The organism is Candidatus Accumulibacter phosphatis (assembly GCF_000024165.1).
GTDB lineage: Bacteria > Pseudomonadota > Gammaproteobacteria > Burkholderiales > Rhodocyclaceae > Accumulibacter > Accumulibacter phosphatis.
In genome coordinates this window covers 168,861-190,486 of the sequence record NC_013194.1, presented here as the reverse complement: position 1 = coordinate 190,486, position 21,626 = coordinate 168,861, and the positions used below count along the sequence as shown (strand labels likewise).

Below are 21,626 nucleotides of genomic sequence, written 5' to 3'. Positions count from 1 at the left end.
CCAACGGGATCGCGCGGCACTCCTTGAACCGGCAATCCAGGCGCCGTTTGGCAGCGGCCGGCGAGCTGCGCAAACGCTTCACAGCCTCGCATGATCGCCGCTCCATGATGGCCGGATAAGGCGATGGCCTCCGCTCGTCCTCTTCGCCTGTGGCTGGCGCTGCGCATCGCACTGGCGGGAATGGTGCCACTGGCCATGGTTGCCGTCCTCATCGTGGGGGTGCTGCTGCCGCAACGGCGTGCCGACCTCGATACAGGCTATCAGGGCCTGGCCGGCGCCCTCGCCGCGCAAGTCGAAACTCACCTGCTCGGCGCCGAACGTCAGCTGCGCGCCATCGCGGAGGACTTCCGCAGCCACCCGGGCGACCACTCAGCGCCGAACTGGTCCCGCACCCTGGACGCGCACGCCGGCACGGGCGACGGTTTCGCGGCGATCTACCTCGCCGATCCGGACGGCTCGGCGTACGCCGTCGGCCTGCCCCGGGCGGAGCGCGGCCGGCGCCGGGATCTGGTGCACCTTGATCTTTCCGAAAGGGCAGCCCTGCGCGAGGCGCGCCAGCAGAACGAAGAGGTGTGGTCGGCAGCCTTCCTGTCCACCGTCACCGGCCGGCTCGCCGTGAGCGTGGCAATTCCGTTGTCTGAACAGGTGCTCGTTGGCCAGATCGCCCTCGACCGACTCGCGCTGCTCCTCGGTCGCTCGCCCGCCGAATCGGCGATGCACACGATCATTCTCGACGCTCAGGGCCAGATCATCGCCCATTCCGCCGGTGTCCAGAGTGGCGCGCCGTTCAGTGTCGACCACCTGCCCGGCATCCGCGATGCCTTGCTGGGGCACCGCACGACCCAGGACTTCGCGGTGGACGGCGAGATGTTTGTTGGCACCTCGGTCAGCATTCCGCGATTCGGCTGGATCCTGCTGGTCGCGCAGCCCCACAGCGATACGCTTCGACCGTTTCTGTCTACCGCTTGGGTGCTGGCCGCCGGCGCGCTGGCGGCGCTGCTGTTGACGGTCGTGATGGCGCTGACCATGGCGCGTAGTCTTGCGCGGCCCATCGGTCGCTACGCCGAACAAGCTCACGCGATCGCCGGCGGCGACTACAGCCAGCCGTGGCCGGTCTACCGGATCCGGGAGTTCGACCGCCTGGCGGGCGATCTGGAACGGATGGCACTCGCCATCCGCCAGCGCGAGCAGGAGCTGGCGAAGAGCGAGGCGCGCTACCGGTCCGTGATCGCCAGTGCCCCACTGGCCATCTTCCAGTTCGACGAGCGCGGCGTCTTCGCGCTCAGCGAAGGCAAGGGCCTGGCACGCGTCGGTCTGGTCGCCGGCGAAGCGGTCGGACAGTCCCTGTTCGAGCTTTACCGCGGCTACCCGGAACTCTGCGACTATGCCCGCCGTGCCATCGGCGGCGAGCCCTTGCACTTTGTCTCGCGTTTCGGCGACACCTGGTTCGACACCTGCTTCAGTCCCGTGCGGGATGCCGCGGGCTGTCTCCAGGTGATGGGCGTGGCGGTGGACATCTCCGAGCGCCTGCACGCGGAGAAGGCGCTGCGGGAGAGCGAGGCGCGGCTGCGTACCGCCATCGAAAGCATACCCTTCGACCTGTTCCTCATCGGCCCTGACGGGCGCTATGTATTGCAGAACACGGCTTGCCGGAAAGCCTGGGGCGACGTGCTTGGCAAATACCCTGGAGACGTCACCGACGACACGGCAATACTCGCGCGCTGGGACGACAACAACAAGAGGGCGCTTGCCGGCGAGATTGTCGAGGAGGACGTCCGGCTCACCGTCGGCAACGAGGAGCGATACCTCCATAACATCATCGCTCCGATCAAGGACGGAGATGACATCCGGGGCATCCTCGGGATCAACATCGACATCACCGAGCGCAAACGCTCCGCGGAGTTGCTGGAGCTGATGCGGCTTTCCGTGGAGTACGGCTCCGACGCGATCTTCTGGATGAACCGCGACGGCAGCATTGCCTACGTCAACGAGCAAGCCTGTCGCTCCTTGGGCTACGTGCGGGCCGATCTCCTGCAATTGCGCCTCTGGGAAGTCGACCCGAACTATTCCACGGACACATGGGACGAGGCCTGGCGGGCGCTCACGGAAACGGGTTCGTTCCACGCCGAAACACGGCACCGGCGCCATGACGGCAGCGAGTTCCCGGTCGAGGTGAACGCGATAGCGATCACTTACGAGGGTCGAACGTATGCCATCGGTTTTGCGTGCGACATCACCGAGCGTAAGCGAGACCACGAAATCCTGAAGCGAAGCGAGACCGATCTCCAGCTCGCTGTGGAGGTGGCAGGGCTGGGTCACTGGAAGTGGGATATCCGCACCGGCGAGCTGATCTGGTCCGAGCGGTGCAAGGCGCTATACGGTTTGCCACCCGATACGGAGCTTACCTACGAGCGCTTCCTTGCACGCGTTCATCCGGACGATCGCGCACGCGTTGACGCTCTGCTCCGGGAGGCGCTTGAGAAACGAGGTGGCTACGAGCTGGAGAAGCGACTGGTCTGGCCTGATGGGTCGGTGCGTTGGACGTCCTCGATGGGACGGGTGATCTGCGATTCCGACGATCAACCCGTGCTCATGGTGGGCGTGACGCTTGATATTACCGAGCGCAAGCAGGCCGAGGACGCCCTGCGCTTGACCCAGTTCACCGTAGATCGCACGGCGGACGCCGTTTTCCTGATCGATGCCGAGTCACGTTTCAAGTACGTCAATGAAGCGGCCTGCGTCGCGCTTGACTATACCCGGGAAGAGTTGACATCGATGTCGATCCCCGACATCGATCCCGACGTTTCCGATCAGATGGCGAGCGACATTTTTCAGGATCTCAAACGGCAGGGCAGTCTGCGATTCGAGACTCGCCATCGTCGCAAGGATGGGACGACATTCCCGGTCGAGGTCAATGCAAATTACATTGCGTTCAGCGGCGAGGAACTCAATAGCTGTTTCGTCCGTAACATCACCGAGCGCAAGCGGGCGGAGGACGAACTGGAACGGCACCAGGAGCACCTGGAAGAGTTGGTCACCGAACGTACCGCCGAATTGCGCCAGGCGATGGAGCAACTGGTGCAAGCCGAGAAACTGGCCGCGCTGGGCCACCTGGTGGCCGGCATGGCCCACGAGCTCAACACCCCGCTGGGCAACGCCCGCGTCGTCGCCAGCAGCCTGGGCGCGGAAGTACGCAACTTCGCCGCCGCTGTGGACGCCGGCGCCCTGCGCCGCTCCCAGGTGGCGACTTTCCTGGAGCGGAGCCGGGAAGCGGTCGAGCTGCTGGAGCGCAACGCCGCCCGCGCCGCCGACCTGATCAGCAATTTCAAGCAGGTCGCGGTGGACCAGGCCAGCGCCCGCCGCCGCCGCTTCGACCTGCGCCAGACCGTCGAGGAATTGCTGGTCACGCTGCAACCCCAACTGAAGCGCACCGCCCACCGTATCGAGCTGGACATCCCCCGGGAGCTGGAGCTGGACAGCTATCCCGGTCCGCTCGAGCAGGTGCTCGCCAATCTGGTCGGCAACTCCCTGACCCACGGCTTTGCCGGGATCGAGGCCGGGCTGATCCGCGTCCGGGCCGCGCCGCTCGATGGCGATCGCGTGCAGATCGACTACACGGACGACGGCGTCGGCATCCCCGATGGGCTACTCCATCGTATCTTCGAGCCGTTCTTCACCACCCGGCTGGGCCAAGGTGGCAGCGGCCTGGGTTTGTACATTGTCTATAATCTGGTCACCGGGGTGCTCGGAGGAACGATTCGCGGATTCAGCGACGTGGGCAAGGGGGTCGCGTTCGTCCTCATCCTGCCCCGGATCGCCTCCGAGCGGACCCTGCAGACCGACACGCATGAGCAATGACCCCGTCGCGTCGTATCACCCTCCGGTCGGCAGCCAGCGTGTGGGCGCCAGCAGAGCCCGGTGCAACCACCGTCGGTCCATCGTGTCACCGCCGTCAATGCAGGCTTGTCGGCGGAGCATCGATGTCTACCTCCAGCAGCCCGTTTTGATCGAATCCACCTCAACATTGCAAGGGGCTCAACATGTCTGACCTGGTTTTCTATACCCATCCACAAAGTCGTGGCCGTATCGTGCGCTGGATGCTGGAAGAGTGCGAAGCGCCTTATCAAACCGAAATCGTGCAATACGGTCTTCAGATGAAAACGCCGCCGTACACCGATATCAACCCGATGGGCAAGGTGCCGGCGATCGTGCACCAGGGGAGAGTGGTCACGGAATGCGCCGCCATCATTGCCTATTTGGCAGACGTGTTTGCGGCAGCGGCCCTGGCACCGCCAGCGGCGCAGCGGCAGGATTACTATCGGTGGCTTTTCTTCGCCGCCGGGCCTTTCGAGCAGGCGACGACCAACAACGCGCTGGGCTTCGTGGTCAGTGAGGAAAAGCAGAGGATGGTGGGCTATGGCAATCTCGACCTGGTGGTCAATACGCTGGCCAGGGCCGTCAGTGCGCATCCCTATATCGCTGGCGACCACTTCTCGGCGGCTGACGTCTACGTCGGCTCGCAGATTGGCTATGGCCTGCAGTTTGGCACCTTGCCCGATCGCGCCGAGTTTCGCGATTACTTTGCTCGCCTCGAGAACAGGCCAGCCCGTCTGCGCGCCACGCAAATGGATGACGCACTGATCAACAAGCCGGTGTGAGATCCGTCGCGAGTGACCTCATCCACGTCCGCATGCGGCGATCTGCAGCCAGTTCAACCCGTTACCCGACTCGCTCTGACACTCCAAGGTCACCGGACCGGCGATGACCGAGGTGTTCGAGAAGACGGCGTGCCCCGGCGACAGCATCGCGGGCGCCGAGCCTGCGTCGGACTCCGCCGGAACGATGGCCGCAGCTACTGGGGCTGTCTCCGCACCCAGGCCGCCGATCTCGGTCGGATGATCGACGAGTTCAACGAGAAAGTGGGAGGCTGATGACGTGAAATCCCTGCGCGAACTCTACCGCATCGGCCTCGGGCCCTCGAGCAGCCACACCATGGGGCCGCGCTTTGCCGCGCAAGCCTTCAAGGCCGCCAACCCCACGGCTGCACGCCTGCGCGTCACGCTGTACGGCACCCTGGCGGCCACCGGCCGCGGCCACCTGACCGACCGGGCGGTCAGCGTACCGTTTGCGCCGACGCCGGTCGACATCGTCTGGCTACCGGATCGTTTGCTGCCGCGGCACCCCAACGGCATGCAGTTCGAGGCCCTCGACGCCGGCGGCGGCGTTCTTGCCGCGCGCGTCGTGTACTCGGTGGGCGGCGGCGCCTTGCTCGACGAAAACGGCCAACCCGACGGCGGCGACGATGTTTATCCGTATGCCGGCATGCGGGAGATTCTCGAAGAAGCGGAACGCGAAGGCCTGCGGATCTGGGAGCTTGTCGACCGCCACGAAGGACCGCCGATCTGGCCATATCTGAGCGGCGTCTGGAGCAGCATGCGGAGAGCCATCGCCAGCGGCCTGAATGCCGAAGGCCGCCTGCCCGGGACGCTGAACGTGCCGCGCAAGGCCTCGGCCTATCACGCGCGCGCGCAAAGTCTCGCCGGCTACTTCGGACAAACCGCGCTGCAGTTTGCCTACGCGCTGGCCGTGTCGGAGGAGAATGCCGCCGGCGGCGAGGTCGTGACCGCGCCGACCTGCGGCGCCTGTGGCGTGTTGCCCGCCGTGTTGTTCTTCCTGCAGCAACAAGCGCAACTGTCCGACGAAAAGATCCACCGCGCCCTCGCCACGGCCGGACTGATCGGCAACCTCGTCAAGCGCAACGCCTCGATCTCGGGCGCCGAAGTCGGCTGCCAGGGCGAAGTGGGGACGGCCTGCGCCATGGCTGCCGGTGCTGCCGCGCAACTGCTGGGGGGCTCGGTACGGCAGATCGAATATGCAGCGGAGATGGGGCTGGAACATCATCTGGGCCTCACCTGCGACCCCATCGGCGGCTACGTGCAGATTCCCTGCATCGAACGCAATGCGATTGCCGCGGTACGCGCCGTCGACTGCGCCGCCTACGCCCTGCTCTCCGACGGCCACCACATCGTGTCCTTCGACGAGGTCGTGCGCACGATGTGGGAAACGGGCTGCGACATGAAGGCGAGCTATCGGGAAACGGCGCGTGGCGGACTCGCCAAGATCCATGCGCTGCGCAAGAAGGGCGCCGGCAGCGTTCCTGGCATGGGGAGTTGAATCTGGCGCGCTGGCACGAGTCAGGGGAAGGAGTGACATTTGTCTACCGGATGGTGATCGGTGCCTCTTCCCGGCAGTGCTGGGCACCGTCGTGGAGCGATTAAAGCGGGCGATTCACTCGTGCTCGTCGGTAATCCTTCCTGCCCGTGGAGTCGAGGTGTTGCTGGGCGTGCTCAACTATCATGATCGCCGCGTCGATCGTCGCGCCGATGGCAATTACGCCGAGACACATCCGCTGGGAACTCATTCCCGGCGAGCGCATGCCGATGAATGCATAGAGATGCGGATTGGTAGCATCAGGATGGCCACCAGGGCGCTGCGCACGTGCAACAGGAAGAAGACAAGCGGCGCCAGACTGAAGCTCTACGCTTGGCTCGGAGAAGCTCGGCCTTCTGGGGTAAACTCGCACCAATGCGCCTTTTTGGCACACCGGAAGAGGTCTTCGGAGATTTGTGATGATCGACCCCATCGTTGAAGAAGCACGGAAGTATCGCGCCGAACATGCGCGGAGGTTCAATTTCGACCTCCCTGCCATTGGGGCCGACCTTGAGGAGATCGATGCTACTTGCGGGCATACGGTTGTCAGTCTCCCGCCGCGAACGTTGGACGTAACCACTGACCAGTTGGAGCCATCCGATCAGGGCCGGCAGGCCGTTGATGTCCATTCGCTTTCACCCCGACTAAGCCTGTCCTTCGGGCCGCCTGATATATATAAAAGGAAATCGTTATGAACTCACGGTCTTGGCGCGTACCAAGCTTGACGGTTCTTGCCTCGCTGATGGCGGTCACGGGTTCTGTGCAGGGGGGCGAGGCGGGTGAGAGGCAAGCGTTCGTCTCGCTCACGCCGGTCTACCAGGGGAACGCCGACCTCGACCGCAGCGGTGATTTCAGCGTTGGCGGCGCGATCCTGCGCGGTGGGGTTTCCCAGGACCTTGGCGGCGGCAGGCGCGCGGGTATCACCCTCACCTACGACTATCTCGACTATTCGTTCTCCAACTCCGGCGCTTTCGACAGAGTGGCGCCGTGGAACATCGTTCAACGTTACGGCGTATCGGCACCGCTCTCGTTCGAGGTCGGCGACGGCTGGAGCGTAGGAGTAGCGCCGTCGGTGGACTGGTTCAGGGAAAATGGGGCGAAATCCGGCGATTCGCTCATCTGGGGCGCCACAGTCTCCGGGTCCAGGCGCTTCGAGCGTGGCAATCGTCTCGGCCTGGGCATAGGCGTATTCGACGGGATCGAGAAAACCAGCGTATTCCCGTTACTGGTCATCGACTGGCGCTTCGGAGACCACTGGCGCCTGACCAATCCCCTCCCCAGCGGCCCGACGGGGCCAGCCGGACTGGAACTTGGTTACTACTTTGATGGCGGCTGGACTGCCGGTGTCGGCGTGGCCTATCGGGTTCTGCGTTTTCGCCTGAGCGAGACCGGCCCGGTGCGTAACGGCATCGGCGAAGAGAGCGGTATGCCGGTGTTCGTTCGAGTAACGCGCAACTTCACCGACCAATTGGCGCTGCACCTCTATGGCGGCGTCGTAGCAAACGGGAGGCTACGCGTCGAGAATTCATCCGGACATCTGGTCCGCAAGGAGGACTTCGACCCGGCGCCTCTCTTCGGCGCGACCTTCATCGGACGTTTCTGAGAAATTTCAACCGCTGCCCGGCCGGAGCCGCCACTGCTTGACCAGTGCGTAGATCGCCGGAATCACCGCCAGCGTGAGCACCGTTGACGAGATCATCCCGCCCACCATCGGCGCCGCGATTCGGCTCATCACTTCCGAACCCGTCCCTGTCCCCCACAGGATCGGCAGCAGACCGGCCATGATCGCCACGACGGTCATCATCTTCGGTCGTACGCGCTCGACGGCGCCTTCCATGATCGCCGCGTAGAGGTCGTCGACGTTTGGCGCGCGCCCCGCTGCGCGGCATTTCGCCTGGACAGCTTCCCAGGCATGGTCGAGGTAGATCAGCATGATCACGCCCGTCTCGGCCGCCACCCCGGCGAGCGCGATGAAGCCGATGACCACGGCGACTGAAAGGTTGTAGTCGAGCAGCCACAGCAGCCAGATGCCGCCGACCAGGGCGAAAGGCACCGAGAGCATGACGATCAGCGTTTCGGTGAGGCGCTTGAAGTTGAGGTAGAGCAGCAGGAAGATCGACAGCAGCGTCACCGGAATGACGATCTTCATCTTCTCGGTTGCCCGCTCCATGTATTCGAACTGGCCGCTCCAGGTCACGTAGTAGCCGGGCGGGAAGCTGACCTGCTCGGCGACCGCCTTCTTCGCGTCGGCGACGTAACCGCCGATGTCGCGGTCGCGAATGTCGACGTAGATGTAGGCGGAAAGCAGCGCGTTCTCGGTGCGGATGCTCGGGGGTCCCTTGGCGACGACCACCCGGGCCAGTTGCCCGAGGGGGATCATCGCCCCGTTCATGGTCGGAATCAGCACTTCGCGGGCGATCTGCTGCGGGTCGGAGCGCAGCTCGCGCGGATAGCGGATGGTGACGCCGAAACGCTCGCGGCCCTCGACGGTCGTGGTCACCATTTCACCGCCCAGCGCGCTGCCGATGACGTCCTGGAGTTCGCCGACGGCCAGCCCATAACGCGCCAGTTGCTCGCGGTCGGGTTCGATGTTGAGGTAGAAGCCGCCGGTGATGCGTTCGGCAAAGGCGCTGGTCGTTCCGGGGACGGTTTTCACCACCGCCTCGATTTCCTTGGCCAGCGTTTCCATTTCGTCGAGGTCCTTGCCGAAGACCTTGATGCCGATCGGCGTGCGGATACCGGTGGACAACATGTCGATACGCGCCTTGATCGGCATCGTCCAGGCGTTGGCGACACCGGGAAACTGCAGCGCCTTGTCGAGTTCGGCGATCAGCTTGTCGGTGGTCATGCCGGCGCGCCACTCGGATTCCGGCTTGAGGTTGATCACCGTCTCGAACATCTCGGTCGGCGCCGGGTCGGTGGCGGTGTTGGCGCGCCCGGCCTTGCCGTACACCGACGCCACCTCGGGGAAGCGCTCGATGATCTTGTTCTGGGTCTGCATCAGCTCGGCGGCTTTGGTGATCGACATTCCGGGCAGCGAGGTGGGCATGTACAGCAGCGTCCCCTCGTTGAGCGTCGGCATGAACTCGGAACCGAGCCGCGAGGCCGGGTAGAGAGAGAGCGCCATGGCCAGGACGGCGAGAACGAGGGTCAGCTTTTTCCAGCGCATGACGCCGGCGATGATCGGCCGATAGACCCAGATCAGGAAGCGGTTCACCGGGTTCTTCGCTTCGGGCAGGATCCTGCCGCGGATGAACAGCAGCATCAGCACCGGCACCAGCGTAATCGACAACAGTGCGGCGCCGGCCATCGCGAAGGTCTTGGTGTAGGCAAGCGGCGAGAACAGCCGGCCTTCCTGGCCTTCCAGGCTGAAGACCGGCAGGAAGGAAACGGTGATGACCAGCAAGGAGAAGAACAGCGCCGGCCCGACCTCCCGGCAGGCGGCGAGCATGGCTTCAGCGCGGTCGCCGGGTGAGTGCCCCGCGGGCAGGCGCTCGAGATGCTTGTGGGCGTTCTCGATCATCACGATCGCCGCGTCGATCATCGCGCCGATGGCAATGGCAATTCCTCCGAGACTCATCAGATTGGAATTCATTCCCAGCGAGCGCATGGCGATGAAGGCGATGAGGATGCCGACCGGCAGCATCAGGATGGCGACCAGCGCGCTGCGCACGTGCAGCAGGAAGACGATGCAGACCAGCGCGACGATGAACGATTCTTCGAGCAGCGTTCGCTTGAGCGTCTCGATGGCGCGGTGGATCAGCTCGGAACGGTCATAGACGGTTTCCACCGTCACTCCCTCAGGCAGCCCGGGGCCGATTTCGGCGATCTTGGCTTTCACGTTATGGATCACTTCGAGAGCGTTCTGACCATAGCGCGCCATGGCGATCCCCGACACCACTTCGCCTTCGCCGTTGAGTTCGGCGAGGCCGCGCCGTTCGTCCGGTGCGAGTTCGACGCGGGCGATGTCGCGGATCAGAACGGGGGTGCCCCTGTCGCTCTTGACGACCAGTCTCTCGATGTCGCTCTTGCCGCGCAGGTAACCCTTGCCGCGCACCATGTATTCGGTCTCGGCCATTTCCACCACCCGGCCGCCGACGTCGCGGTTGGAATCGCGGATCACCTGCGCGATCTTCATCAGTGGGATCCCGTAGGCGCGCAGCTTCACCGGGTCGACGGTGACCTGATACGTCTGCACGAAGCCGCCGATCGATGCCACTTCGGCGACGCCATGCGCCTTGCTCAGTGGGTAGCGCACATACCAGTCCTGGATCGTGCGCAACTCGGCGAGCGTCTTGTCTCTGGCGAGCAGCGCGTACTGGTAGACCCAGCCGACGCCGGTGGCATCCGGCCCGAGCGACGGCGTAACGCCCCTGGGCAGGCGGCTGGAAGCGAAACTCAGGTATTCGAGGACGCGTGAGCGTGCCCAGTAGATGTCGGTGCCGTCCTCGAAGATGATGTAGACGAAGGAGGCGCCGAAGAAGGAGAAGCCGCGCACCACGCGCGATCTCGGGACCGACAGCATGGCCGTGCTCAGGGGATAGGTGACTTGATCCTCGACGACCTGCGGTGCCTGACCGGGGTACTCGGTGTACACGATCACCTGCACGTCGGAAAGATCGGGCAAGGCATCGATCGGTGTCCGGAGGACCGCGTAGATGCCGCCGATGGTGACGAAAAGGGTGGCGAGCAGGACCAGGAAACGGTTGCCACCCGACCAGTCGATGATTTTCGCCAGCATGGTGCCGAATCTCCGTCAGTCTCTGCTGAGGTCTGTCAGTGACCGGCGTGCGGGTTGGCGGCGCTGCCGGCCTTGCCGGCGTCGGCGCTGGCCGCGGGGGCGAAACCGGCGAGTGCCGCCTTGAGATTGCTCTCCGAATCGATCAGGAAGTTGGCCGCGACCACCACCTGTTCGCCGTCCTTCACGCCATCGACGACTTCCACGTAGTCGTCGCTGCGGGCGCCGAGCTTGACCTCGCGCGGCGCGAAGCGGCCTTCACCTTGCTGGATCAGGACGACCTGGCGGGTGCCGCTATCGATCACTGCCGAGAGCGGAACGCTGACCATCGGCCCCTTGGCCGACACGGCCAGCTCGACCTGGGCGAACATGGCCGGCTTGAGCAGCAGGCCGGGATTGGCGAGTTCCACGCGTACCGGAACGGTTCGCGTGTCGCTCTTGAGGGTCGGATAGACATAGGTGACGGCACCCTCGAAGAGCTTGTCCGGGTAGGCGTTGATCCGGATCTTCGCCCTGGCGCCGGTCCTGACCAGGCCGATGTCCTGCTCGAAGACGTCGGCGATGACCCACACCGAGGAGAGGTCCGCCACCTGATAGAGCGCTTCGCCGGGCATGAAGCGCATGCCCTGAACGGCCTTCTTCTCGGTGACGATGCCTGCCACCGGCGAGCGGAAGGTCAGCGTCCGTTTCGCTTCGCTGGATTCGGCGAGCGCCTTGACCTGCTCGGGCGAGACATCCCAGTTCCTGAGGCGCTGCAGGCTGGCGTTGGCCAGGTCCTGCATGCCTGTCTGCGCCTGACCGCCGGCCTCCTTGAGCGCGGTCACGCCCTGCGCGGCGACGGTGTACTCGCGCTGGGCGGAGACGAGTTCCGGGCTGTAGACCTCGAACAGGGGCTGCCCCTTGCCGACCGGCTGGCCGGTGACATTCACGTACAGGCGCTCGACGTAACCCTCGAACTTGGGGGCGATGGTGAACAGACGTCGCTCGTCCGGCTCGATCCGACCGGCAGCACGCACCGTCCTGTCCAGGGTGCGGCGCTGGGCGGCCTCGGTGCGCACCCCGAGCTTCTGGACCTTCTCGGTGCTGATCCGGATCTGGTTGGCGGAAGCTGGCTCGTCGTCCTGCTCGTCGGCGTAGACGGGTGTGTAGTCCATCCCCATCGAGTCCTTCTTCGGGACCGGCGAGGTATCCGGCAGGCCCATCGGATTGCGGTAGTAAAGCACCTTCCGCTTCTCCGGTTCGCCGGCGCCCTTTGCGGCAGCGGCGGTCATGGTAGCGCTGCCTTCACCGGGGGGTACGGCCCCCCTGCTGCCCAGCCAATAGCCGCTGCCGGCGGCCAGCACCGTCACCGCGACGAGACCGATGGCGATTCCGGTTGCCTGCTTCACAAGTCTTCCCCCAGTAGCCTTTCGATGGCGGCGAGACGGATCTGCGCTTCGCTCTGCGCCTTGATCTGGCTCTGCCGGGCCTGCCGAATCTGCCGCTGCGCTTCGAGGAGCGTCGCGAAATCGACCTTGCCGTTTTCGTAACCGGCCAGTGCCGCCCGAAACGTCAGTTCCGCCTGCGGCAGGAGGCTGGTCGTCGCCAGCATTTCGATGCGCCGCGCCGCCTCGATGCCGGCCAGATTCTCCGCGAGGTCGGCGAGCACCTGATTGGCGGTGGCTTCCTTGCGCGACCGGGCGGCCGACAGCATGGCTTCCGATTCGCGTTCCTGGGCCCGCCGCGTGCTCAGTTGCAGTGGGATGTTGAGTTCGACCATTACTTCCCATTCCTTGACGGCGTTCTGGTACTGGATGGGGCCGAAGCCGACGGTGAAATCCGGATAACGATTCCGGTAGGCGAGTTCACGGCTTTTCTCGGCCGCCTTGAGGCGCGATTCTTCCGCAAAGAGCACGGGGTTGCGCGCGCGCACGCGCTCTTCGAGCGTCGCGTAGTCGAGTCTGGCGGCTGTCGGCAGCACCGGCAGCCTTTCCGGTGGCGCGAGTTCTGCCGCAGCCGGACGCGCGAGCAGGGCATTGAGGCGCGCATCGACCTGGCGGCTCTCGCTTTCCAGTGTCACCAGTTCGCTGCGCATGCTGGTCTGCTCGACCTGGGCGCGGATCACATCCTGCTGGGCGGCGAGACCGCCGGCATAGCGAACCTGTGCAACCTTCTCCAGGCGAACGATCAGTTCGAGGATTTCCCGGGTCAGTTTTTCGTTGCGGGAGAGGTAATAGCGTTGCGCGTGCGCGGCCTTGATGCGCGCGGCGAGGTCGGACCAGGTTCCCCGCGCCCGGCTCGTTGCGCCTTCGGCTTCGAATTCGGCGATTTCCCGCTTCAGCTCACGCTTGCCGAACCACGGCAGATCCTGCGACAGCAGGTAGCGGGTACTGCCGACCTGGCTGGGTGACAGCGTGGGATTCTGGTCGCCGGACTTGGTGATGTCGCGCAGTTCCATCCTGAACTTCGGGTCGGCCAGCGCACCGGCGGGCGTCACGCGCTCCAGCGCGGCGTCGGCTTCGGAGCGTATCGCAGCGTACTCGGGATTGGTCTCTCGGGCAAAGACGAGCAGGCTCTCGACGGTCCTGCCGATGGCCTTGTCCTGTGGCCAGGCCGGGGCGGCGATGGCCAGCGCCAGCCCGAGCGCGCATGCCTGCGCCCCGAGAAACCCGCACGGCAGCACCCGAAGCGGCCGGACCCGACGGGATTCCTGCGATCGTTCGTCGTGCCCACTCGCAGTGGTCGGTTGCCGCATGCGTCGGAGATCCTCGGTCATGGCCGAATGATGCTGTCGGCAGCCTGACAGGAAGCTGTCTGCTTGATTACATTCCTGTAATCTTCGCGGAAAGGGCAAGCGCCGGCGCAGACTGGTGGGAGAGTATAGGTCCGGCAAAGGAGTGCACTGATGAAGATCCTGGTCGTCGAAGACGAGCCGAAGACAGGCAACTACCTCAAGCAGGGTCTGCTGGAAGCCGGTTTCGTCGTCGATCTGGCACGCGACGGAGAAGACGGCATGCACTGCGCGCTGACCGAGGCCTACGATCTGGTGATTCTAGACGTGATGTTGCCGGGCATCGATGGCTGGTCGGTGCTGCGGGGAATTCGCAAGTCGGGGAAGGACATGCCGGTATTGTTCCTGACAGCCCGCGATCATGTCGATGATCGGGTTCGCGGCCTCGAACTGGGCGCCGACGACTATTTGGTGAAGCCGTTCGCGTTCTCCGAACTGCTGGCGCGGGTGCGCAGCCTGCTGCGCCGCGGCGGCAAGGCCACGGAGTCGGAGTTTCTGCGCGCCGCCGATCTGGAACTCGACTTGATGCGCCGACGGGTGAACCGTTCCGGCAAACGAATCGATCTGACGGCCAAGGAGTTCGCCCTGCTGGAACTGCTGCTGCGCCGTCAGGGCGAGGTTCTGCCGCGCTCGCTGATCGCCTCGCAGGTCTGGGACATGAACTTCGACAGCGATACCAACGTGATCGAGGTGGCGATCCGGCGCCTGCGGGCAAAGATGGACGATGGCTTCGAGCCGAAACTGATCCGTACCGTACGTGGCATGGGCTATGTTCTGGAGGTGACGGCATGCGCTTGAGCGGCATGCGGTCGATGACCTTCCGCTTGACGATGCTCTTCGCGCTGTCCTCGACGGTTGTCCTGCTCTTGCTTGGCTACCTCATCGCCGGCGCCGTCGAGCGCCACTTCGAAGAACAGGATATGGAGGTGCTTTCCGGCAAGCTCAAACTGGCTCAACACGCTCTCGAGAAGGCTCACTCGCAGGCCGATCTCGATGCGCTGCCACAGCAACTGGCGGACTCGCTGGTTGGCCACGATGGTTTGGCGGTGATCGTCCTGGCGCCGGACGGGCGGACGCTTTTTGCTACCCGCGCTGCCGAGTTTCCCCGGACGCTGCTGGAGAGCGCGTCGCAGGCGGATCAGGCGCGCCCGACAGTCTGGACGACTGGCGACAAGCGGCCGCTACGCGGCATTTCCGCTCTCGCTCGCACCGGGATCAAGGGGTTCCACCCACTGATCGTCGGCGTCGCCACCGATGTTTCGCACCACGAGCATTTCATGAAGTCGTTCCGGACGACGCTATGGTCGTTCGTCATCCTGGCCGCCCTCCTGACGGGCGTCCTCGGCTGGCTCGCCGTCCGCCGCGGACTCGCCCCATTGCAGGCGATCCGGCGAGAAGCCGCGGCAATTACCGCGCATCGGCTGCACTCCCGACTTCCTGCCGACGCGATCCCCGTCGAACTCGCCGAATTGACCGCGACTCTGAACGAGATGCTGGCTCGCCTGGAGGACTCTTTCCGGCGGCTGACGGCCTTCTCGTCGGACATCGCGCATGAATTGCGGACCCCCGTCACCAATCTGCTGACACAGACCCAGGTCACTCTCGCCAAGGAAAGACCCGCCGGCGAGTACGGCGATGTACTGGCTTCCAACGCCGAGGAACTGGAGCGCCTCTCGCGGATGATTGCCGACATGCTCTTCCTGGCCCGGGCAGACAACGACCTGGTGATGCCCAGGCAGGAGCCCCTCGACCTGGTGGACGAAGTGAAGGGCTTGTTCGCGTTCTACGAGGCACTGGCCGAGGAGAAGACGATCACGCTCACCTGCTCCGGAAGCGGCCGCGTCGGCGGCGACCAGTTGATGTTGCGGCGGGCGATCAGCAATCTGCTGTCGAACGCCCTGCGCCATACTCCGGTGGGTGGTCAAGTAAGCGTTCATGTGGACGACACGGGCGATACCGGCGTTCGCCTATCGGTGCAAAACTCCGGTGAAACCATTGCCCTCGAGCACCTGCCACGCCTGTTCGACCGCTTCTACCGCGTAGATTCCTCGCGGCAACGAGCGAGCGATGGCGCTGGACTGGGCCTGGCAATCACCCGCTCGATCATGCGCGCCCACGGTGGCGACGCTGCCATCCGTTCGGCGCGTGGCATGACCGTGTGCGAGTTGCACTTCCCCCCTGAATTGGCGACCGACCGTCACCCCATCTGCATCAACGTGCCTCGTTGAGCCGCGCGACCAGATCGCGGCGCCAATTCGGAAAACCGGCCTCGAACACCTTCGGCAGTTCGGCCGCCGGCAGCGCCGGACTCCAGAACCACCCCTGTCCGTAGTCGACGCCGGCGGCCTGCAGAAAAAAAGCCTGCGCCGCCGACTCCACGCCCTCGGCAACAACCCGCGCGCGAATCATGGATGCCAGGACAATAATGCCCCGCACCAGCCGCTCGGCTGTCACGTCCGTGGTCAGCAGCACGACCTGCGAGCGGTCCAGCTTCAGGACATCGATGGTGAGGCCGAGCATTTGCGCGATGCCGCTGTGCCCGGTGCCGACATCATCGACCGCAAGCCGGATCCCGACCTGCCGCGCGAGTTCAAGCGCGGCGCGCCCTTGCGCACTGAGCGCCTGCCGTTCGGTTATCTCGCAAACCAGACGGCCGAGATAGGGTTCCAAGTCAAAATCAGAGAGCATGCCACGCATCGCTGGCTCGCCGAGCGCAGTTCGCGCACCGAGTATCGCCGGCGGTACGTTCACGCTGACGTAAAAACCGGGGTAGCGTTCGAACAGTGGCACCGCGTCGCGACTGATCATGCCTAGCAACCGCCGCATCAGGCGATCGAGCAGCACTGGATCGCTTTCGATCTGCTCGATGACGGGGCCGATCGAACCCGCATCGCCATCGGCGTCGACGGTCCGCAACAACGCTTCGAAACCCGCAATAGCGCCAGTATCGAGATCGACAATCGGCTGGTAGTGCACGGTCGCGCACTCCAGCACCATCAGGAGATCCTGGTTCATTGGTCCGGCTCCGCAATCACTCACTCGCGCTGCCGCGGTGATGTATGGTGGGCAATAGGGGTCTGAGGCGCCCTGCACGGCGGAGCGCGTGGCCAGGTTCACTCAATGATCTCCTGATTGCCGCTTCCGATCGTCGCAACCAGCACAACTTCGCGCACGGTCGGGTTCGCAGAGCCGACGCAACTCTCAGCTCCTTCTTGTGAAAGAGAAACCGCAGGTAGATCGATCGGGGATCCAACACTCGAAACGCCTTCACAATGCGTTCCCTATCGTCCGGGCGGGTCACGCGTATCGTTACACCCGTTGTGCTATGGAGCTGGATCACTTGTCGCGACCTTTGAGAGGCTCGGCGTTGCTGCGTGGCCCTTCTTCCCTCAGCCAACGATATGGTAACCGCCGTCGACATGGATGGTATCTCCGGTAATCAACTTCGCAAAGTCCGAAGCGAGAAACGCCGTCGCCATACCTACATCCTCGATTGTGACCAGCATGCGGCTGGGGGCGCGTTGTGCGGCAATCTCCATCAACTCGTCGAAGCGATCGATTCCCGTTGCGGCGCGGGTCTGGATCGGGCCGGGTGACATCGGATGGACGCGGATTCCTTTCGGTCCCAGCTCGTCCGCCAGGTACCGGGCCGATGCCTCGAGCGCTGCCTTGACGGGCCCCATCACGTTGTAATGCTCGACCACCTTCTCGGCGCCGTAATAGCTCATGGTAAATAGTGCTCCACCGTCCTTCATCAGTGGCTCCGCCAGCTTCGCCATGCGGATGAACGAGTGGCAGGAGACATCCATCGCGCTCAGGAAGCCGTCGCGGGAGCAATCGGTAACGCGGCCATGCAGATCCTCACGCGGCGCGAAAGCGATGGAATGCAGGGCGATATCCAGTTTTCCCCAGGTCTTGCCGATGGCCTCGAACACAGCCTCCAGTTGCCCCTCTACGCGCACGTCGCAGGGGCGATACAGGGCAGGATCGACGCCGAGGTGATCGGCCAGCGGCTGTGTGTACTTCTTGGTCTTGTCGTTGAGATAGGTCATCGCGATATCCGCGCCGAAGGCACGGAAGGCGAGCGCGCAGCCATAGGCGATCGACTGATCGTTGGCGATGCCGACGATCAAGGCCTTCTTGCCTTCAAGGGGGCCCGCAGAACCTTTGACCTCCTTCTTGAGGTCTTCAAAAAATTGTTCGGTTGCACTCAGTTGTGTCATCACTCGTTCTCCTAGAAACAATTAGCTCATGCTGTTGCCGGTAGCTTCGCGGCCCGGGCCTTTTCGGGTCGCGAAGTATGCCCACATCAGGTTCCTATCTCCGGTCACGGTCGCCTACGTTTCAAGGTCATCGGCCTGCAGCGCCCAAGTCAGGCTCGCCGCGTCTCCGACATTGATCGCATCGAAGGTTCCGTTCTCCAGGCAGTTCTGTCACTTCTGATGCACGTAGGTCCCGGGCGCGTCGCACAACGGCTCATAGCCCTTGTCCGGGGCGCCCATGATTGGCGGCGTAGCGCCGCCGCTCGAATGCTGCGTCAGCCACTGGTCCCAGGCGGGCCACCACGAGCCTTGCGTGACCGGCGTCTGCGCCTTCCAGGTCTCGGCATCGAGACAGCGTTCGCCTTCCTTGCAGGTCGCCATCTGAAACTTGCGTCGCGGGCGGCCCGGCTCGTTGACGATGCCGACGTTATGGCCGCCGCTGGTGAGCACGAAGCTGAGTTCGGTCGCGTCGCTCTGCAGGTGCAGCTTGTACACCGAATGCCAGGGGGCGACGTGGTCGGCCACCGCGGCGACGGCAAAAATCGGGCAGTGGATGTTGCTGATCGAGATGGCGCGCCCGCCGACCATGTACTTGCCCTCGAACAATTCGTTATCGACGTACAGTCGGCGCAGAACCTCGGAGTGCTGGCGGTAGGGCATGCGTGTGCCGTCCGCGTTCCAGGCCATCAGGTCGAACATCGGTTCACGATTTCCAAGGTAGTACTCGCGTACCATCTTCGACCAGATCAGGTCGGCAGACTTGAGCAACTGAAAACCGCCGGAGATCTGCTTGTGATCGAGATAGCCTTTCTGCCACATGATGTCCTCGAGCATGGTGACCTCGCCGGCATCCATAAAGACGTTGATTTCGCCGACCTCGGTGAAGTCGGTCATGGTGGTGAACAGGGTGACGCTGGCCAGACGGTCGTCACCGTCGCGCGCCATCGTCGCCGCGGCGATGGTCAGTAGAATGCCGCCCAGGCAGTAACCGACGGCGTGGATCTTGCGGTCCGGCAGGATGTTGGAAATGGCGTCGATCGCCGCCATGGTGCCAAGCTTGCGGTAATCCTCCAGGCCCAGATCGCGATCCTCAGGCCTAGGGTTGAGCCACGAGATCATGAACACCGTATGACCGCGATCGACGAGGTATTTGACCAGTGAGTTGTGCGGCGACAGGTCCAGGATGTAGTACTTCATCATCCACGCCGATTGCATCAGCACCGGTTCGCGCTGAACGCTCGCCGTGGTGGGCGTGTACTGGATCAGCTCCATCAGGCGGTTGCGGTAGACGACCTTGCCGGGAGTGACGGCGAGATTCTTGCCGACCTGGAACGTCTCGGTGCCGGCCGGCGGCTCGCCGCGGATACCTCGCCGCAAGTCCTCGGCGAAGTTCTGCGCGCCGCGCAGCAGGTTGGCGCCTCCCTCGGCGAGGGTGGTTTGCACGATTTCGGGATTGAGGAACGGAATGTTGGAGGGCGAGAACATGTCGAGCACTTGGCGCGTGATGAACGAGACCGCCTCTTCGTTGTGTTTGGAAACTCCGCGGACGCCGGTCGTGGCGTTGTGCCACCACTGCTGATCCAGAAGGAAGGCCTGATAGATGACGTTGTACGGAAAGCGTTGCCAGGCCTCATGCTCGAATCGATGGTCTTGCGCCAGTGGCTCGATGCAAGGCGTGGCGCCGGGGTCGGCCGCGCACGTCGCGGCGTAGCGCCCCAGACGCAGCGCCTTCCGCACGGCTTTCTGGCCGAGCTCGAACTGCTTGCCGGGGGAACTGGCCAGATGCGCCATCCAGCCGAAAAGGTCCATCGCGACGGAGGTAGGCGAGATGCCACCGGTGGCGTGGGCGATGGCTGCGTTGGTCATGCGATCCGCGTTCTCCAGCCATTCGGACTCGTACAAGGCGCGGTCGCCGATGCGCCGACCGGGTCGGGCGCCGAGCGCGCCTGCCTGACGCGATGCGGCGGCTGGTTCAAGCGCCTCTTGGCTCGGTGAAGGCGCGCTCGGCCCATTTGATGAGCTTGGCGTAATCGCTCTTCGATCATCGGTCGGGGTGGTCAAGGATGTTGGATTTGAGGCTGCGTTCATGGTCGGTTCTCCATTCAAATGACTCTCTCGTGATACTGAGGGTAGCGTACTCACATCCAATTACCGAGTGGTCAGCGAAACGTCTGCGATACGTGGGAACTCGGTGGCGAATGCCCGTGCCGATGCCACAGACGAGGCGCTCGGCACGCACGGCTTGCCGGCACCGCTGCCATCGCCGCGTCCGGGCACCTGCCGGCGAGCCAAATCGGGACGCAATGCCGACACTCTGCTTATGACTTGGGCCAGCGCGGCGTTTAGCATGCTTTTGATGGCGCCGAGGCACTACCCCCTGCGAATACGGGGTGAGCTTGGGCCCCCGAACGCATAGAGCCCGGACGGCCGCCGCGAAACGGCCCGTCCTGCATGAACCACGGAGCGAACCATGCGCAATCCGACCGACAGGGAAACGCCAGTGCCGCCGAAGACGATGACCATAAAGCTGCCGACAGGCTGGTTTTATGGCGCGTTGATCGTCATCCTGTCGGCCTGGATCCTGAACAGCTTCCTTCAAGCGATGCTCGCGGCGTGCGTGACCGCGATCGCCAGTTGGCCGCTCTACACACGGTTTGCGGCCCGCCTGCCACGGTGCATCGGCCGAAACTCGAGTTCGCTGATCTTCACGCTCGCGTTGACGATTTTCGTGCTGGCGCCGTTGATGTTTGCGTTCGGCGCGCTGCTCAGCGAAGCGCACGCGCTGCTGTCGGCGATCGCCGTCGCGGACAAGAAGGGAATCGCGGTTCCTCAGGGGTTGGAGAACGCACCGCTAATCGGGCCATGGCTCGCCGCTCGTTGGCAAAGTCAGCTCGCCTCTCCGGGTGCCCTTCTGACGTGGACGCAGCGGACCGACGCGGCTGCGCTCGTTCCGTGGGCGCAGTCGCTCGGACAATTCACGGTGCGGCACGCGTTCATCATCTTTTTTACGGTCCTTCTGTTGTTCTTCCTGTATCAGGAAGGCGAGTCGCTGGCGGCGGGCTTCAGGCGCGTCCTTCGTCGCTGCCTAGGCGAGCACGCTGACGGTTTTGCCGACCTCGCTACGCGGGCCGTGCGCGCCTCGGTAAACAGCATGCTGGTCGTGGCCCTCTTCGATGGACTCGCCAGCGGCGTCGCGTATGCGATTGTCGGCGTGCCGCACGCCGCCGTGTGGGCCGCCGTTACCGGCTTGCTCGCGCTGGTCCCGTTCCTGGGCTATGTAGCGGTCGGTGCGCTGGCGTTGCAACTCGCGATGACAGTCACCACCACGCCACCGCTTCTCGCGCTCGGACTGGGCTGCTTCGTCCTGTTTTGTGGCGACAAGGTTGTCCGGCCGGTAGTCGCGTGTAACGGAGTCCGCTTGCGCTTCGTCTGGGTCCTGATGGGTTGCCTTGGCGGTTTCGAGGTGCTTGGGCTGATCGGCCTGGTGATCGGTCCGGTGGTGCTCACCCTCGCAAGGGAACTGTGGGAGCAACGTGTTCGCGATCTCGCTGTGGTCGATGTCACCGACTCCAACCCCCAAGTGAGCCAGAGCGCGTGACAACGATACCTCGATGCATCAGCGGGGTGGCGGTCGGAGGAACCCGTG

At 64.1% G+C, this 21,626-nt stretch carries 13 protein-coding genes and 1 pseudogene; 7 read left to right on the top strand and 7 right to left on the bottom strand.

Annotation, left to right across the window (positions count from 1 at the left end; translation table 11 throughout):
• Nucleotides 1–123: 123 nt before the first annotated feature.
• The 3 genes from CAP2UW1_RS23425 (at nucleotide 124) to CAP2UW1_RS00800 (ending at nucleotide 6,174) form a co-directional block, all read left to right on the top strand.
• Entirely contained in the window at nucleotides 124–3,858 is a 3,735-nt protein-coding gene (locus tag CAP2UW1_RS23425) for a PAS domain S-box protein (RefSeq protein ID WP_012806971.1), read from the top strand.
• Between the two features lie 182 nt (nucleotides 3,859–4,040).
• Nucleotides 4,041–4,658 carry a glutathione S-transferase family protein gene (locus CAP2UW1_RS00805; RefSeq protein ID WP_012806970.1) on the top strand — a complete coding sequence of 206 codons (618 nt, stop codon included), beginning with the start codon at nucleotides 4,041–4,043 and terminating at the stop codon, nucleotides 4,656–4,658.
• Between the two features lie 277 nt (nucleotides 4,659–4,935).
• Complete coding sequence (locus CAP2UW1_RS00800) at nucleotides 4,936–6,174, top strand: L-serine ammonia-lyase (protein WP_012806968.1); 1,239 nt, start codon at nucleotides 4,936–4,938, stop codon at nucleotides 6,172–6,174.
• 151 nt (nucleotides 6,175–6,325) lie between these two features.
• Here CAP2UW1_RS00800 and CAP2UW1_RS25910 read toward each other — a convergent pair.
• Nucleotides 6,326–6,516: pseudogene (locus CAP2UW1_RS25910) on the bottom strand (efflux RND transporter permease subunit); the annotation flags it as partial.
• Between the two features lie 415 nt (nucleotides 6,517–6,931).
• Between CAP2UW1_RS25910 and CAP2UW1_RS00790 the strand changes: the two are divergent.
• On the top strand, nucleotides 6,932–7,813 hold the full coding sequence (locus tag CAP2UW1_RS00790; RefSeq protein WP_412566848.1) for a hypothetical protein: 882 nt from the start codon (nucleotides 6,932–6,934) through the stop codon (nucleotides 7,811–7,813).
• Nucleotides 7,814–7,819: 6 nt separating this feature from the next.
• On the opposite strand, the gene CAP2UW1_RS00785 is transcribed toward CAP2UW1_RS00790, so the two are convergent.
• From CAP2UW1_RS00785 to CAP2UW1_RS00775, 3 genes are read right to left on the bottom strand one after another with little or no spacing between them, the layout of a single operon-like run.
• The gene (locus CAP2UW1_RS00785; protein ID WP_012806965.1) at nucleotides 7,820–10,951 is read right to left on the bottom strand and encodes an efflux RND transporter permease subunit; all 3,132 of its coding nucleotides are present in this window, start codon (nucleotides 10,949–10,951) and stop codon (nucleotides 7,820–7,822) included.
• A gap of 35 nt (nucleotides 10,952–10,986) precedes the next feature.
• On the bottom strand, nucleotides 10,987–12,336 hold the full coding sequence (locus CAP2UW1_RS00780; protein ID WP_012806964.1) for an efflux RND transporter periplasmic adaptor subunit: 1,350 nt from the start codon (nucleotides 12,334–12,336) through the stop codon (nucleotides 10,987–10,989).
• Nucleotides 12,333–13,682 (bottom strand): TolC family protein, encoded by a 1,350-nt coding sequence (locus tag CAP2UW1_RS00775; RefSeq protein ID WP_012806963.1) that lies wholly within the window; start codon nucleotides 13,680–13,682, stop codon nucleotides 12,333–12,335. The genes CAP2UW1_RS00780 and CAP2UW1_RS00775 overlap by 4 nt, the downstream gene beginning before the upstream one ends.
• 150 nt (nucleotides 13,683–13,832) lie before the next feature.
• On the opposite strand from CAP2UW1_RS00775, the gene CAP2UW1_RS00770 reads away from it, so the two are divergent.
• Nucleotides 13,833–14,516, top strand: coding sequence for a heavy metal response regulator transcription factor (locus CAP2UW1_RS00770; protein WP_012806962.1), 684 nt, complete (start codon nucleotides 13,833–13,835; stop codon nucleotides 14,514–14,516).
• On the top strand, nucleotides 14,507–15,946 hold the full coding sequence (locus tag CAP2UW1_RS00765; RefSeq protein ID WP_012806961.1) for a heavy metal sensor histidine kinase: 1,440 nt from the start codon (nucleotides 14,507–14,509) through the stop codon (nucleotides 15,944–15,946). Before CAP2UW1_RS00770 ends, CAP2UW1_RS00765 begins: the two co-directional genes overlap by 10 nt.
• Here CAP2UW1_RS00765 and CAP2UW1_RS00760 read toward each other — a convergent pair.
• The 3 genes from CAP2UW1_RS00760 to CAP2UW1_RS00750 all read right to left on the bottom strand — a co-directional run bounded on the left by CAP2UW1_RS00760 (nucleotide 15,930) and on the right by CAP2UW1_RS00750 (nucleotide 19,846).
• Nucleotides 15,930–16,733 carry an EAL domain-containing protein gene (locus CAP2UW1_RS00760; RefSeq protein ID WP_012806960.1) on the bottom strand — a complete coding sequence of 268 codons (804 nt, stop codon included), beginning with the start codon at nucleotides 16,731–16,733 and terminating at the stop codon, nucleotides 15,930–15,932. The genes CAP2UW1_RS00765 and CAP2UW1_RS00760 overlap by 17 nt on opposite strands.
• Nucleotides 16,734–17,107: 374 nt before the next feature.
• On the bottom strand, nucleotides 17,108–17,941 hold the full coding sequence (fabI, locus tag CAP2UW1_RS00755) for an enoyl-ACP reductase FabI (protein WP_012806959.1): 834 nt from the start codon (nucleotides 17,939–17,941) through the stop codon (nucleotides 17,108–17,110).
• A gap of 210 nt (nucleotides 17,942–18,151) precedes the next feature.
• On the bottom strand, nucleotides 18,152–19,846 hold the full coding sequence (locus tag CAP2UW1_RS00750; RefSeq protein ID WP_049778499.1) for a PHA/PHB synthase family protein: 1,695 nt from the start codon (nucleotides 19,844–19,846) through the stop codon (nucleotides 18,152–18,154).
• 604 nt (nucleotides 19,847–20,450) lie between these two features.
• Between CAP2UW1_RS00750 and CAP2UW1_RS00745 the strand changes: the two genes are divergently transcribed.
• Nucleotides 20,451–21,578 carry an AI-2E family transporter gene (locus tag CAP2UW1_RS00745; protein ID WP_012806957.1) on the top strand — a complete coding sequence of 376 codons (1,128 nt, stop codon included), beginning with the start codon at nucleotides 20,451–20,453 and terminating at the stop codon, nucleotides 21,576–21,578.
• Nucleotides 21,579–21,626 lie beyond the last annotated feature (48 nt).